The organism is Stenotrophomonas maltophilia complex sp. Om-AH-Sm3 (assembly GCF_059337855.1).
Map to the genome: position 1 here is coordinate 350,321 of NZ_JBYBLQ010000001.1, position 14,525 is coordinate 364,845.

Sequence of the window (14,525 nt, forward strand, 5' to 3'; positions counted from 1 at the left end):
GCCGGCAACCTCGTTGTTCCCGGGCTCACGGGAATGCCGGCCAGCGGCCGGCACTACACTGGGCTCCTGTCCCCAAGAGCCGCCGCCATGCCCCAGACCGTCATCCCGCAACTGCGCATGCGCCACGCCGACACCACCCTGCCGTTCTACGTGCAGGGGCTGGGTTTCGTGGTCGACTGGGAACACCGCTTCGAGTCCGGCTTCCCGCTGTTCGCCCAACTCACCCGGGACGGCCAGACGATCTTCCTCACCGAGCACAGCGGTGACTGCGAGGTAGGCGGCGCGGTGTACTTCATCGTCGACGACGTCGACAGCCTGTACCGCGCCTTCAGCGCCGCCAACGTGCCGATCGAGCAGCCACCGCATGACACCGACTGGGGCAGCCGCGAAATGCTGCTGCGCGACCCCGACGGCAACCGCCTGCGCTTTGCCACCCACCTGGACTGAACAACGTGGGCTTGAGGCGGATATACGAAACATATACGCTTCGTATATTCCCACTCCAGGACCGCCGATGGGCATCGTCAACATCGATGACACCCTGCACGACCAGCTGCGCCGTGCCTGCACCGTCTCCAGCCGCTCGATCAACGCCCAGGCCAACTTCTGGATCCGGGTCGGCATGCTGTGCGAAATGAACCCCACGCTGAGTTTCCAGGACATCGTCGCCAGCGAACTGCGCGCAGCCGGCGTGCAGCCACAGGCGCTGGCACCCGGGCGGGCCTGACGTGGCAGTGATCAAGCAGCCGCACGAAATCGCGCTGATGGCCGAATCCGGGCGCCTGCTGGCGCAGGTGTTCGCCGCGCTCGACCAGCTGCCGCTGCAGGGCCGCAGCACGATGGAGATCAACGAGTTCGTCGAACGCATGATCGTCGATGAACTGCAGGCGCGGCCGGCCAGCAAGGGCCAGTACGGCTTCCCGTATGTGCTCAACACCTCGATCGACAACGTGGTCTGCCACGGCGTGCCCAGCACCACCGACGTGCTGCGCAATGGCCAGATCGTCAACCTCGACATCACCCTGGAGAAGAACGGCTACATCGCCGACTCCAGCACCACCTACCTGGTCGGGAAGGTCGACTACGCCGCGCGCAGGCTGGTGCAGACCGCCTACCAGGCGATGTGGAAAGGCATCGCTGCGGTGCGCCCCGGTGCACGCCTGGGCGACATCGGCCACGCCATCGCCCGCCACGCGCGCAGCCACGGCTACAGCGTGGTGAAGGAATACTGCGGCCATGGCATCGGCCAGGAAATGCACGAGGAACCGCAGATCCTGCACTACGGCCATCCCAACACCGGCCTGGTGCTGGAAGAAGGCATGGTGTTCACCATCGAGCCGATGCTCAACCAGGGCAGGCCGGCCATCCGCCAGCAGCCGGACCAATGGCCGGTCTACACCCGCGACGGCAAGCTGTCGGCGCAGTTCGAGCACACGGTGGCGGTCACCCGCAACGGTGTGCGCGTACTGACCCTGCGCCCCGGCGAAGCGCCACTGTGCGCGGTGGACGCGGCCTAGAGCGGACGCAACAGCAGTAGCGTGGCCAGGCAGAGCATGAACATCGCCACGCCTGCATCCAGCACCCGCCAGGCACTCGGCCTGCGGAACACCGGCTGCAACAGGCGCGCGCCATAGCCCAGCGTGCAGAACCAGGCCACGCTGGCGGCGCACGCACCGGCGGCGAACGCCCAGCGCAGGTCACCGGGGTAGCGCGTGGACAGGCTGCCCAGCAGCACCACCGTATCCAGATAGACGTGCGGGTTGAGCAGGGTGAAGGCCAGGCAGGTCAGCAGCACCTCCCGTCCGCTGCCGGCCTGCGCCTCGGTGGCGGCCAGTACGCCACCACCGCGCCACGCACGCAGTCCCGCCTGCACGCCATACCAGAGCAGGAACGCCGCACCACCGAAGCGCAGCACCTGCAGCAGCAACGGCCACTGCAGCACCAGCGCGCCCATGCCACCGACGCCGGCCAGGATCAACGCGATGTCCGCGCCGGCGCAGGCCAGCACCACCCTGCCCACATGCCGCTGCTGCAGGCCCTGGCGCAGCACGAAGGCATTCTGTGCGCCGATGGCGATGATCAGGCCGGCACCTGCGAACAGGCCGGCGGCGGTAGCGGCGATCCACATCAGGACAAGCCAGGCAGCGAGGGGATGCGCAGGGTGCGGCCAACGGCCGGTTAAGACAATCTGGTTTTTCTTTATCCTGTGCAGAAAAACTGAAGGGGCACCGGCATGGATCTGGTACATCCACAATTGGCCGCATTCGCTGCGGTGCTGGAAGAAGGCAGCTTCGAGGCTGCGGCACGCCGCCTGTCGATCAGCCCGTCGGCACTGTCGCAACGGATCAAGGCCCTGGAGGACAGGCTCGGGCAGGTGTTGCTGGTTCGCCAGGCACCGTGCCGCCCCACCGCCGCGGGTGAAGCGCTGCTGCGCCGGGTACGGCCGATGCAGGCGCTGGAAGCCGAGGCGCTGGCCGAGCTGCTGCCCGAGCGTGGCAGTGACACCGCGCGCACGCCGATCCCCCTGGCGGTCAACGACGACTCGCTTGATACCTGGTTCGTGCCCGCCATCGCCGACCTGCACCAGCGCCACGGCTACCTGTTCGACCTGCGCATGGACGACCAGGACCACACCCTGCAGTTGCTGCGCGATGGCAGCGTGCTCGGCGCAGTGACCGCCGAAAGCCAGCCGGTGAAGGGCTGCAACGTGCACCCGCTCGGCGCTATGCGTTACCACGCGATCGCTTCGCCCGGCTTCGCCCGCCAGTACTTCAACGATGGCATGCAGGCCGCGGCCCTGGCGCGCGCACCGATGCTGGTGTTCAACCGCAAGGATGAACTGCAATGGCGCTTCGTGCGGCGCCTGACCCGCGCGCGACTGCAGCCGCCGCTACACTACCTGCCCTCTTCCACCGGTTTCGTCGAAGCTGCCGCGTGCGGACTCGGTTGGGGCATGGCCCCGGAAACCCTGGTCGCGCCCGCCGTGCGCGCCGGCCGCGTGGTGGTACTGGAACCCCGCCGCTGGCTGGATGTGCCGCTGTACTGGCAACATGCCGCCGTGCGCTCAAGCACGCTGCAGCACATCACCCAGGCGCTGCGCACTGCGGCCAGCGGCACCCTTCGTTGAGGACAATCCGATGACCGCAGACTCGGGCTTCACGCCGCGCGCACTACCGTTTGCGCACTTCTTTACCACTGGGACGGCATGGGCGTGATCGGCCGACGTACAAGGATGCACCGCGCGAAGGCCGCGCTGGCGCTGGTGCTGGCGACCTGCCTGCCAACCGCTGCGTCCGCGCAGAACAGCAACGACGCCCCCGCATTGGACTGGGAACAGGCACGCCAACGCCTGGAGCAGGTCTCCGATGCGCTGGCAGCCGCTGATGCAGCGGTACGCAACAAGCAGGACCTGCAGGACGCCACGCGCCTGCTGCGCCTGCCGGAGATCACCGGCGAAGTGCGCCGCCTGCAGTTCCAGAAGACCCTGACCCTGCCACTGGGTTCGCTGGCGCCCGTGGCTGAAGCCTTCGGAATCGATTCGCCGCTGTCGTTCACCGAGCGCGACTGGCGTACACGCCCGGTAGTGACCGCGGTGCTGCCGCTGTACACCGGCGGCGTGATCCCGGCCGCGCAACGTGCGGCCAGCGCCGCCCATGAGCAGGCCAACGCCGAGCGCGAGGCACAGCGCCAATCATTGACCGTGCAGCTGGCCCAGGCCTACTTCGGCCAGCGCCTGGCCGAGCAGGCGGTGGACGTGCGCCGCGACGTGCGCGACGGCCTCAACCGCCACCTGTCCGATGCAGAAAAGCTGGAGCGCGAGGGCTTCGCCACCCGCGCCCAGCGCCTGCAGGCGACCGTGGCCCGCGACAAGGCCGAGCGCGAATACCAGAAGACGGTGAACGATCTGGCTACGCTGAAGGCCGCGCTGGCCACGCTGCTGCGTAGTGGTGGCGAGGTGCAGCCGGTGTCGCCGCTGTTCGTGCAGCGCGTGCCGATGGAACCGGTGGCCAGCTTCGAGCGCACGGCGCAGGCGCGCCAGCCGCAGATCGCGCGCTTGCGGGCGATGGTGGCGCAGGCCGAACAGGGCGTGCGCGTGCAGCAGGCCAAGCTGAAGCCGCAGATCTTCGCCTTCGGCCAGTACGACTTCCGTCGCCGCGACGAGATGCTGACCGACCCGGACTGGGCGTTCGGCATCGGCCTGAAGTACACCTTCCTGTCGCCGAACTCGCGGCCGGCGCAGATCAGCGCCGCGCGTGCGCAGCAGGACCAGGCCGAAGCGGGCCTGCGCGAGGCCGAGAACCAGGTCGCACTGGGCGTGCGCAAGGCCTGGAACGAACTTGAGACCGCGCGCCAGCAGTTCGTGCTGCTCGACAGCAGCATCGCCCAGGCACACGAAAACCTGCGCCTGCAGGAGCTGGCATTCCGCGAAGGCCAGGCCACCTCGCTGGATGTGATCGATGCGCGGCTCGGCCTGGGCGGCGCCCGTGTCGAGCGCGCACAGGCCGCCTACCAATACGACATTGCGCTGGCACAGTTGCTGGAGATCAGTGGACAGATGGACCGTTTCGAAGAATTCCGGCGGCGTGCGGACGAGGTGATCGACCATGAGTGATGTGCTGCACGACGATGCGACGACTCCCCCCGGCAAGCGGCGGCTGGGACCGATCCTGCTGGTGGTCCTGCTGGTCGCGGTGGTGCTCGGCCTGTGGCTGGCCTGGCGCAGCCCGGCCGACCAGATCCAGGGCATGGCCGATGCGGACACGATCAACGTGGCCGCCAAGATCACCGCACGCGTGGCCGAGCTGAAGGTGCGCGAGGGCGATCGCGTGCAGCCCGGGCAGGTGCTGTTCCTGCTCGACAGCCCCGAAGTGGCTGCCAAGGAACAGCAGGCGCACGGCGCATTGGCGGCTGCGCAGGCGGTGGCCGACAAGGCCGACGAAGGCGCGCGCAGCGAAGACATCCGCGCCGCCGAAGCGAACTGGAAGCGGGCCGAAGCCGGCGCGACGCTGGCCGAAGCGACCTACCAGCGCGTGCAGAACCTGTACAACGAAGGGGTGATGACCCGGCAGAAGCGCGATGAAGCGCATGCCCAGGCCACCAGTTCGCGCGAACTGGCCCGCGCCGCCCGCGCGCAGTACGACATGGCATTGGCCGGCGCCCGCGAGCAGGACAAGCGCGCCGCGCAGGGCCAGGTACAGCAGGCGCAGGGCGCGGTGGCCGAGGTCAACGCCGCGCGAGCAGAAGTGGAAGGACGCGCGCCGGTGGCGGGCGAGATCAACAAGCGCATGGCCGATCCGGGCGAGCTGGTGCCGGCCGGCTATCCGGTGTTCACCCTGGTCGACATCGACCGCATGTGGGTGGCGATGAACCTGCGCGAATCGCAGATGCAGGGCCTGAAGGTCGGCAGCAAACTGCAGGGCAGCGTGCCGGCGCTGGGCCTGGATGGTGAGTTCGAGGTCTACTTCATCAATCCGGCCGGCGACTACGCAACCTGGCGTACCACCCGCCAGTCGTCCGGCTATGACGTCCGCAGCTTCGAGGTGCGGGTGCGCCCGGTACGCCGCATCGAGGGCTTCCGCCCCGGCATGAGCGTGCTGTTCGCATGGCCCCAGCACTGAGCCCGGACCGCAACGGCTTCGCCGCTTCGTGGCGGCGCGAGCTGCAGTCGCTGCGCGGCAACCGTGCCGACCTGCTGCTGGTCACCCTGCTGCCACTGCTGATGCTGGTCGTGATGGCATGGATGTTCACGCCGTCGGTGATGCGCGATATCCCGATTGCTGTGGTCGACCTTGACCACAGCAGTGACAGCCGCCTGCTGCTGCGCATGCTCGACGCCAGTCCCGGCGTACGCGTCGCCAGCCAGCCAGCGGACCTGGAGGAGGCACGATCGCAGCTGCGCAGCCTGGACGTGTTCGCCATCGTGCTGGTGCCGCGCGATGTCACCCGGCAGGCGCTGCGTGGGCGCCAGGGCACGGTGTTCGCCTATTACAACGCCACCTACATGACCACCGGCCAGTCGGCGTCGCGCGACATCGGCGACGCGGTTTCCGCATGGAACGCACGCCTGCTGCGCGAGCGCATCGGCCTGCAGGTCGGCCCGGGCAAGCTGCGCGCGGCGCCGATCGCGGTGCAGTCGGACATCCTCTACAACCCGGCGCGCAGCTACGAATTGTTCCTGCTGCCACTGATCTTCCCGGCGGTGCTGTCACTGGTACTGGCACTTGCGGTGGCCGGCAGCCTCGGCCGCGAGATCCGCGATGGCACCCTGCCCGCCTGGCTGGCTCGCACGCCGTGGTCGGCGATCGCCGGCAAGGTCGCGCCGTACCTCCTGCTGTTCTCGCTGTATGGCGCGCTCGGCATCGGCTACCTGGCCTGGCTGCGCGGCGATGGTGTGGCCGGCAGCGTGCTCCTGCTGCTGCTCGCACAGCCCCTGTTCTACCTGGCCACGGCCGCCTACGCGTTGTTTTTCGTCGGCGTCACCCGCGACATGGGTACCGCGCTGTCCGCGGTGGGTCTGAGCATCGGCACCGCACTGGCGTTTTCCAGTGCCACCTTCCCGGTGCTGGACGGGCCGTTGTTTACCCGCGTCTGGCACCAGCTGCTGCCATTGAGCGCCTACATCAAGCTGCAGACCCAGCAGCAGTTCATCGGCTCGCCGCTGCAGGTTTCGGCATGGCCGCTGGCTACGCTGCTGTTGATGACGGTGGTGGCCGGTGGCATCGGCGGCCTGCGCCTGATCGCCTTTGCACGCACGCCTGCCGCCGCACAATCCGCAGGGGCTGACGCATGAGCATGCTCTGGCGCAGCCTGCGGCAGACCCTGATGGCGGTGCTGTGCGACCGCTACGCGATCGTGGTGATGGTCGGTGCGGTGATCCTGTATTCGTTCTTCTATCCAGCCGCCTACCGGCACCAGGTGGCCGGCAACCTGCCGGTGCTGGTGGTGGACGAAGACCACAGCGCGACCAGCCGCGAGCTGCTGCGCAAGCTCGACGCACTGCGTGTTGCGCGCGTGGTCGGGCAACCGGCGGACGTCGACAGCGCACGCCAGCAGCTCGAAGCCGGCCACGCCGAAGGCATCGTCGTGATCCCGGCCAACCTGGAGCGCGACATCCTGCGCGGCCATCCGGCCAAGCTGGTATTGCTTGGCAACGGTGCCTACCTGGGCCGCGCCAGCTGGGTGCTGGGCAGCGTAGCTGATGCGCTGGGTGCGTTCGGGCGTGATGCGGTGGTCGGCCAGGCCGCCTTCATGGGTGCGCCGCAGGCACCGCCGGTCACCCTGGTGCAGCGCCCGCTGTACAACACGCAGGAAGGCTATGGCAGCGCCATCGTGCCCGGCGTGGCCGAACTGATCGTGCACCAGACGCTGTTGATGGGCATCGGCGTTCTGCTCGGCGGCCGCCGCCTCGCACTGGGCCGGCGCCTGCGCTTCGACCTGCCGGCGCTGGCCGGCATGGCGCTGGGCTTCGGCCTGATCGGCCTGTTCGGCCTGTTCTGGTACGCCGGTTTCACTGCCTGGGTGCAGGACTATCCACGAGGAGGCAACCCGCTGGGCCAGCTGCTGGGCGGCACCTTGTTCATCGCCGCGACGGTGGCGTTCGGCCTGTTCATCGGCAGCTTCTTCCGTACCCGCGAACGCGCGTTCCAGTACATCATCGCCACCTCGATCCCGCTGTTTTTCCTCGCCAACCTGTCGTGGCCGGCGGTGATGACGCCGCAACCGCTGGTCTGGCTGGCACAGCTGCTGCCGACCACCTCGGGCATCAACCTGATGGTGCGCCTGAACCAGATGGACGCCCGCCTAGCCGACATCAGCCACGAACTGATCACCCTCACCGTCCTGCTGCTGCTCTACGGTAGCCTCGCCACCTGGCGCCTCCTCGCCAAAAAAGGGGACGGAGGGAATTAAGTCGTAAGCGGCCTGTTCAAGCGGCGCGGCATGGCCGCTTTGGCCCACGTTTATGGATCTGGGGCGTACCAGAACGGGATGCGGAACGCGCGGCGCCGTCCGCCCCCCCGCTCGCCGCCTGCAGCATTCCACACCAGCTCCAGGTCATGGCGTCCGGGTGCGAGTCCCCGGGTAGGCAGGTACCCCACCAGGCCGCGCATATCCAGGTCACGCCGCTCCATGGGCACGAAGCCATGCAGGTCGACCGGGGTGCCGTCCAGCTTGACCTGCCAGAGCCGGGAAAGGCACTCCACTGCGGCATTGGCGGCCTGTTGCCCGGTGGCCTCATTGCGCGCGTCCGGAAGTGCGGTGCAATGCTGGCGCGCCAGCGGATTGTCGCGTTGCGGGCGATGCGGAATGAACAAACGAAGCTGCGCACCGCTGATCGTGTCCGACGGGATCATCGGGTACGGCAGCAGCTGGTCATGCGCCGAACGCATCGATTCGTAATGCGCACTCAGCATGCCGTGCTCAACCGCCGCTTCCGTGACGATCTGGTAACGGTTGAACAGCGAGAACTTCAACGACGCCATCACCTGCACGGCCGCCAGCAGCATCGCTACCAGCACCGCGAACAGGTAGGCCGCCATGAACGAACGCGAGCGCAGGTTGCTCTGCATGGTCAGCTGCATGGTCTGCATCAGGCGCAACAGCGGAACCCGTTGCAGTGCCGCCAGCATGCCCTGCAGCAGTCGCTGCGGTCGCTCATGGGGCTGCCCGCGCGCTTGCCGCCGCGCCACGATCTTCTCCAGGATCCCGGGGGTAACAGCCAGCGCCAACATTGCGGCCAGCACGGTGCACAGGGCGAGCATGGCGACGTGATCGGCGCCACCGGACAGCGCGCCGATCACCATCGACACACCAAGCGTCAGGACGGCCAATACCAGAGTGCCCGCCAATGTCTGTACGGCAAGCAGGGTGGTCGAGAACAGCATCGTCGCCAGCCGGTCGGCACGTTCGATGCTGCCATCTAGGCCTCCGTCCCGGGCCTGCAGGAAGGCGCGCGTGACCGCCCCCATTCTTGGCAGGCGCCCCCAGTCAATGCCATCGGGGAAATGCGACCTGAGGCCGATCAGCCCGATCCAGTAGCCGCGCACCGTGAGGTGGATGATCAAAGCCACTGCCAGCACATAGCACATGCCGACACTGATGCTGAAACCGAACCAGAGCATCTGGAAGTACATGCCTTCGGTGTGCAGGCTGCTGCGCGCCCAGGCGTCGAACAGATAACCCGGCACGGCCAGCAGCGCGAACGCCAGCAGGCCCGAAATGAAGAGCTCGAGTTCATCGGTGCGATCACGCACCCGATGGGGATGGGCAGTCGCTTCCGGTATCGGGTCGTGCCTTGCGAGCGGTGCCGGTTGGGGAGCTGGAGCCGATTCGTTCACTGGACATTCATCCGTTGAGTCGGCGCAGTATAGGCACGACGCCGGAGTCAGCGATACAGGTCCGGAACGAAGAACGCCGGCGCGGGGCCGGCGTTCGAGTACTGCGATGTGTAAGGCGGAACGGGCGCTGTCGGCAACCGATCAACGATAGACACGCTCGCAACGGCGCTCAACCACGCGGTCGCCATTCTTCTGCTGGCTGTTGCCCTGGATCTGGCGACCCGCCGCACCACCGGCAACAGCACCGGCCACGGTAGCGAGCTTCTTGCCATTGCCGCCGCCCACCTGGTTGCCCAGCAGGCCACCGATCACCGCGCCGGTGGCCGTACCGGCGATGCGGTTCGGATCGCGCGAGTTGCGCTGCACTTCCACGTTCTTGCAGACCACGCGGCTGCCGTCGTTGAACTTGCGTCCCTCATCGCGCGGCCCATACGTCTGCGCGCCGGCCACCGACGAAGCCGCCAGCAGGGTGCCCAGCACAAGCAATCGGGTCGAGGTCTTCATGGCCATCTCCTGAGTTCCGGTAGGGCGCCAGTGTCCTCCCGCAGTTGGCAACCGGAAGTGAAATGCACGTGTCCGCCACCTCATCGGCCATCGCGCGTTCAGGAAGAAAATCCGCGCCCATCACGATCAGCCATCGTGATGGGCGCCGTCTCCCTACCGGCGTGCCACGTTCTAGAACTCTTCCCAACCACCGGCATTGGCCGCCAGTGTCGGTTCGATGCGGGGTGAAAGCGCAGCGGGCCGGCGTACCGGGGTGACCGTCGCAGCTACCGCTGCCAATGCGGGGCGTACCACCGCCGCTGCCGTCGTCGCACCCGTGCGGAACACCGAAACCGCCTCAGCCAGCAGGTTGGCCTGCTCTTCCATCGAGCGTGCCGCTGCACTGGCCTCTTCCACCAGCGCCGCATTCTGCTGCGTGGTCTCATCCATCTGCACCACAGCCTGGTTCACCTGCTCGATGCCCGAGCTCTGCTCCTGCGATGCGGCGGAGATATCAGCCATGATGTCGGTCACGCGCTGCACCGACGCCACGATCTCGCCCATCGTGGTGCCTGCCTGGCGGACCAGCGCCGATCCATCGGCGACCTTGCCGACCGAGTCCTCGATCAGGCCCTTGATCTCCTTGGCCGCACCGGCCGAGCGTTGTGCCAACGTGCGCACCTCACTGGCCACCACCGCAAAGCCCCTGCCCTGCTCGCCGGCACGCGCGGCTTCCACCGCCGCGTTCAAGGCCAGGATGTTGGTCTGGAAGGCGATGCCGTCGATGACACTGATGATCTCGGCGATCTTCTTCGACGAGGCTTCGATGGCCGACATCGTGGCGACCACCTGGCCGACCACCTCGCCGCCCTGCGAGGCGACACCGTGCGCGCCGATGGCGAGCAGATTGGCCTGGCGTGCATGCTCGGCGTTCTGCTTCACGGTGGAGGTCAGTTCCTCCATCGATGCTGCGGTCTCTTCCAGGTTTGCCGCCTGCTGTTCGGTACGCCGCGACAGATCGGTGTTGCCCGAGGCAATCTCGCCTGCTGCGAGGTTGATGCTGGACGCACTGGACTGGATGCGGCCGACAATCTGCTTGAGCTGATCGACGGTGGCATTGCAGTCATCGCGCATGCGGGCGAACACGCCGTGGAAGTCGCCCTGCATGCGTACGGTGAGGTCACCGCGCGAGATCGCCTGCAGCAGCGTCGACACCTGCACCAGGTTCTCGTCGGTGGTCTGCATCAGGCGATTGAGTCCAGCCACCATGTCGCGGAAATCATAGGCGAAGCGATCTTCATCGCCGCGCAGGCTGAAGTCGCCCGCCGCCGCGGCCGTCGCCAGCCGGCGGATCTCGCCGTTGATCGCCGACAGGCTGGTCTTGGTCTCGTCCATTGCCTGGGTGATCGCCGCCTTCTCGCCCGGCAGCGGATCCATGTCCACCGACAGGTCGCCACGGGCGTAATGCTTCATCACTTCGATCAGCCGGTTCTGCACCTGCACATGCGAGCCGACCAGCGCATTCGTCTCGTGCACCATGCGCCCGTAGTCGCCGGGGAAGGCAGCCTCGTCCATGCGATAGCTGAGGCTGCCGGCATCGTGCTGGCGGGCCAGCTCGCCCTGCGCCGCCATCACCGACTGCAACTGCGCCTGCATGCGCTGCATCGACCTGAGCAGCTGCGTCACCTCATCGTTGCCGGACGCGTCGATGCTGTTGTCCAGCCGCCCGTTGGCGATGCCGTCGGCCAGCTTCACCGCACCTTCCAGCGGGCGGGTCAGGCTGCGGGTGATGGCCCACGCGGCCAGCGAGCCCAGTATCAGGCTCAGCACGCCGAACACGATCGACAGCGTGCCGGTCCAGGATTCGGTTGAACGGTATTCCTCGCGGCTGCGCGCGGTCAGTGTCTCCTGATGCCGCAGCAGGGTCGAGATCGTCTCATTCCATGCGGTCGCCAGGCCGTGCTCGGCGAGCAGTTCCTTGGCCGCACCGTCGAAATCACCGGCCTTCATGCGCTCGTGCAGATGCTGGGTGGAGGCGTCGGTGGCCTTGCGTGCCGCGTCGATTTTCGCAACCAGGCTATCGCCGGTGGCGTCGCGCGGAATCTTGATGTACTTGGCCCAGATACCGTCGTAGGTCTGCGACAGCTCCTGCGCCTTCTGATAATCCTTGTCGAAATCCTCGCCGCGCTTGATCACCATCAGCCGGCGATGCATCAGCACCGCGTTGTTGGTATCCAGCATCTCATTCAACAGCCGCATCTTCACCATGTTGACGTCCACCACTTTCGAGAACTGGGCAGACTTCAGATGGTTTCCGTACAGCGCCAGGCCGACGATGGCCACGATGAACAGCAGCAGCAAACCGAACCCGGCCCCCAGCCGGGATCCCACACGGAGGTTGCGTAAGGCGAGCATCTCAATTCCCTTGATCATGGCCGTACGATCGATGGCGGCGCGGGCAGGGGAAACTTTATGGGCCGGTATTATTATATCGATCTAAAACTCTGGAACTGTGCAGACAGGTGTGAAATCAGACAACCCACGAAGGCGCTGTATCCATAAGGTATATCGCCACGGGTAGCGAGAATGGGATCAGACAGGGACCTGCCAGCCCGTTGCGCGGCATTACGGGGCAGCTGGCCCCGGGAAGACCAGATCCTTCCCGAGCCTTGCCGCATAGATGCTCTCGAACTGGAAAGAGAGCACAAACCGGAACCCGCACGCCGCGGCGTAACGCTTGATGAAGTTGCAGATTTCCTCCCAGGCGCTTTTAAACCCGCTCGCGCGGAAATGAAACGAACCGAGCAGGCCCACTTGCCACTCGGCTTCAATCCCTTCCGCAACGACAGCTTCCGGCGGGTCGACGATGCTGAATCCGAAGCCTGTATTGGAGGCTGGAAGATACCCATGCAGACCGTCAGTACCGTCGGCGTACTCGGCCTGGATCGAATCCAGAGCGTGCAGCACGGCAGCCAGGTCGGCACCGGCTTCGACCTCGAGAAACAGCGAAATGCTCATTACCTGCGCAGGCCGATGAGGGTATGCCTGTTGAAGAACCGCATCTTCCCCTCGATCGTGAAGTCCGTGCGCCTGATCTCGCCCAGCATCATCTCGCGCTGCTCCTCGCTCAACGTGCAGGGCTCCAGAACATTGGCCTCCAGCACTCGCCCCGGGGGCGCCAGTCGCAGCTCGACAATGCAGGCATTGCCCTCGATGGGAACACCTGCTGGCCACGCCGTCATTGCGATCGCACGCATTTGCTCCTGGTACTCCACCTGCTCCGCTTCCTCTATCTGCGGGTCCGGCAGATCCGGCGGGTTCGCCGCCACGTGCAGAGCAGACTGCGTGGGCGTTGGCTCTGATATCGAACCAACGATCAGTTTGATCAGGGTGTTCTGTGAGGCCGTTACCGCCAAGGCGATCACCAGAGCGGTGTAGCTGACACCACCAGCCTTCTGCAGCTCAAGGTGCCGCCGATGTGCCCCGCGATGCTCAGCATCAACCTTGCGGACAATCCTTCGGCAATACGCTAGGTACAGCGGATTCGCCAGGATTCCTGCAAGTACGCGAAACACCACGAAGGAGAGCAAGGACAACCATGGCAGCCCCAGCAGCACGAAGGTGGTCATCAGCAACGGCGAAAGGATGAACCAGATCGCGCCCCACGCATGCATGCGCCGGAAGAAGAACCAGAGTGACGAGAACAGGAATGCCGGCCAGTTCCAGCGCCTTGGCGCCCCGCCGCTTGCGTCGTACAGCCTCCAGTAGTGGAGGTAGGTGGAGAACCGGTCTCCTACCACGATCGCCAGTGCGTCCTTCTCGCTCGGCCCATCAGAGGTTGCATCTGTGCTCTGCACCGCTTCACCGACGGCGCTGCCGAAGGTGGGTTCAATCCTTGCTCTCATTATTTTTCATCCAAACTCGACACGAAATCACTCACGACCGCTTACCACGTAGCATCTCGGCTATTGAGTCCCACCCCGCCTGTACTCAGCGCGGCCTTACTCGAACTCAATGCAACGACCATAAACACTCTCAAGCCACGACGCAGATTGCAGTCACGACCTGCTCCGGCTCATCCTCAAGCGGCACACCCCAACCGGAAATTTCGAGGGCAGCGTACTGACCTCCGCTACAGAACCACTCCTCTGCTTCATCGAAATGCAACTCGGTGAAGCAAAGAAAATCTGAAACCAGACTTCCAATGCCAACTGAACCTGCTGCAAGTCCACGATAGGACTTACGTGCAACGACATCCCACGGCATCCCCAATGCGTAAACCTTGATCGCCCGCACACCCCAGTCGCCGATCGTAATAGAGAGCGCAGCCATATCACCAGTGCGATCACCGCCAGGCAGGGAGAACAGGAGCCCGCCGTTTCCATGCTCGTCAGGACCATACCTTTCCAGACGAAGATCAGGCCCGTCCTTAAACCTGTACAACTGAGCATCCGCGTCGATCAGAAATGCAGCAATAGCCGCGTCCAGATCACCGTATGACGCATGCAGAGGTATGGCTGCCATGGATACGCCAGGAACAATCGGCGCATCCCATGCAACGGAGAATCCACTGGAAATACCCACCCCAAAACAAGAATTTTTCAAACCACTGAATTCAACCCTCCGCTTCCGCGGATTCAAGAATCTCACTTTGTCATCACAAATCGAGCCACCAGGACCCTAAAAGCCCAGGCCCGCACCGCGGCG

At 65.7% G+C, this 14,525-nt stretch carries 15 protein-coding genes; 8 read left to right on the plus strand and 7 right to left on the minus strand.

Annotated elements, in window-relative coordinates; genetic code table 11:
* Positions 1-87 precede the first annotated feature (87 nt).
* The 3 genes from AC10QF_RS01660 to map all read left to right on the plus strand — a co-directional run bounded on the left by AC10QF_RS01660 (position 88) and on the right by map (position 1,517).
* A complete protein-coding gene (locus tag AC10QF_RS01660) occupies positions 88-447 on the plus strand; it encodes a bleomycin resistance protein (protein WP_072166862.1) in 360 nt (119 codons plus the stop codon).
* Between the two features lie 67 nt (positions 448-514).
* Positions 515-727 carry a ParD-like family protein gene (locus AC10QF_RS01665; RefSeq protein WP_006425741.1) on the plus strand — a complete coding sequence of 71 codons (213 nt, stop codon included), beginning with the start codon at positions 515-517 and terminating at the stop codon, positions 725-727.
* Positions 728-734: 7 nt separating this feature from the next.
* Positions 735-1,517 (plus strand): type I methionyl aminopeptidase, encoded by a 783-nt coding sequence (gene map, locus AC10QF_RS01670; RefSeq protein ID WP_494541703.1) that lies wholly within the window; start codon positions 735-737, stop codon positions 1,515-1,517.
* On the opposite strand, the gene AC10QF_RS01675 is transcribed toward map, so the two are convergent.
* A complete protein-coding gene (locus AC10QF_RS01675; protein ID WP_494541622.1) occupies positions 1,514-2,128 on the minus strand; it encodes a LysE/ArgO family amino acid transporter in 615 nt (204 codons plus the stop codon). The two genes, map and AC10QF_RS01675, sit on opposite strands and share 4 nt — an antisense overlap.
* 105 nt (positions 2,129-2,233) lie before the next feature.
* Here AC10QF_RS01675 and AC10QF_RS01680 point away from each other — a divergent pair, with 105 nt between their 5' ends.
* The 5 genes from AC10QF_RS01680 (at position 2,234) to AC10QF_RS01700 (ending at position 7,908) form a co-directional block, all read left to right on the plus strand.
* Positions 2,234-3,127 carry a LysR family transcriptional regulator ArgP gene (locus AC10QF_RS01680; protein WP_005415765.1) on the plus strand — a complete coding sequence of 298 codons (894 nt, stop codon included), beginning with the start codon at positions 2,234-2,236 and terminating at the stop codon, positions 3,125-3,127.
* A 78-nt stretch (positions 3,128-3,205) separates the two neighbouring features.
* Positions 3,206-4,612 (plus strand): TolC family protein, encoded by a 1,407-nt coding sequence (locus tag AC10QF_RS01685; protein ID WP_494541623.1) that lies wholly within the window; start codon positions 3,206-3,208, stop codon positions 4,610-4,612.
* Positions 4,605-5,618, plus strand: a complete 1,014-nt coding sequence (locus AC10QF_RS01690) for an HlyD family secretion protein (protein WP_069139124.1) — start codon at positions 4,605-4,607, stop codon at positions 5,616-5,618. The genes AC10QF_RS01685 and AC10QF_RS01690 overlap by 8 nt, the downstream gene beginning before the upstream one ends.
* Entirely contained in the window at positions 5,603-6,790 is a 1,188-nt protein-coding gene (locus AC10QF_RS01695; RefSeq protein ID WP_171955915.1) for an ABC transporter permease, read from the plus strand. Before AC10QF_RS01690 ends, AC10QF_RS01695 begins: the two co-directional genes overlap by 16 nt.
* Positions 6,787-7,908, plus strand: a complete 1,122-nt coding sequence (locus AC10QF_RS01700) for an ABC transporter permease (protein ID WP_494541624.1) — start codon at positions 6,787-6,789, stop codon at positions 7,906-7,908. Before AC10QF_RS01695 ends, AC10QF_RS01700 begins: the two co-directional genes overlap by 4 nt.
* A gap of 50 nt (positions 7,909-7,958) precedes the next feature.
* Here the strand turns inward: AC10QF_RS01700 and AC10QF_RS01705 are convergent, their stop codons facing one another.
* The 6 genes from AC10QF_RS01705 to AC10QF_RS01730 all read right to left on the minus strand — a co-directional run bounded on the left by AC10QF_RS01705 (position 7,959) and on the right by AC10QF_RS01730 (position 14,459).
* The gene (locus AC10QF_RS01705; RefSeq protein WP_494541625.1) at positions 7,959-9,251 is read right to left on the minus strand and encodes a hypothetical protein; all 1,293 of its coding nucleotides are present in this window, start codon (positions 9,249-9,251) and stop codon (positions 7,959-7,961) included.
* 225 nt (positions 9,252-9,476) lie between these two features.
* Positions 9,477-9,845 (minus strand): glycine zipper 2TM domain-containing protein, encoded by a 369-nt coding sequence (locus tag AC10QF_RS01710; RefSeq protein WP_005415760.1) that lies wholly within the window; start codon positions 9,843-9,845, stop codon positions 9,477-9,479.
* 165 nt (positions 9,846-10,010) lie between these two features.
* A complete protein-coding gene (locus AC10QF_RS01715; RefSeq protein ID WP_494541626.1) occupies positions 10,011-12,233 on the minus strand; it encodes a methyl-accepting chemotaxis protein in 2,223 nt (740 codons plus the stop codon).
* 210 nt (positions 12,234-12,443) lie between these two features.
* Complete coding sequence (locus AC10QF_RS01720) at positions 12,444-12,836, minus strand: hypothetical protein (RefSeq protein WP_494541627.1); 393 nt, start codon at positions 12,834-12,836, stop codon at positions 12,444-12,446.
* Positions 12,836-13,723, minus strand: coding sequence for a DUF2628 domain-containing protein (locus AC10QF_RS01725; RefSeq protein ID WP_494541628.1), 888 nt, complete (start codon positions 13,721-13,723; stop codon positions 12,836-12,838). The genes AC10QF_RS01720 and AC10QF_RS01725 overlap by 1 nt, the downstream gene beginning before the upstream one ends.
* Positions 13,724-13,853: 130 nt before the next feature.
* The gene (locus AC10QF_RS01730) at positions 13,854-14,459 is read right to left on the minus strand and encodes a hypothetical protein (RefSeq protein ID WP_494541629.1); all 606 of its coding nucleotides are present in this window, start codon (positions 14,457-14,459) and stop codon (positions 13,854-13,856) included.
* Positions 14,460-14,525: the final 66 nt, after the last annotated feature.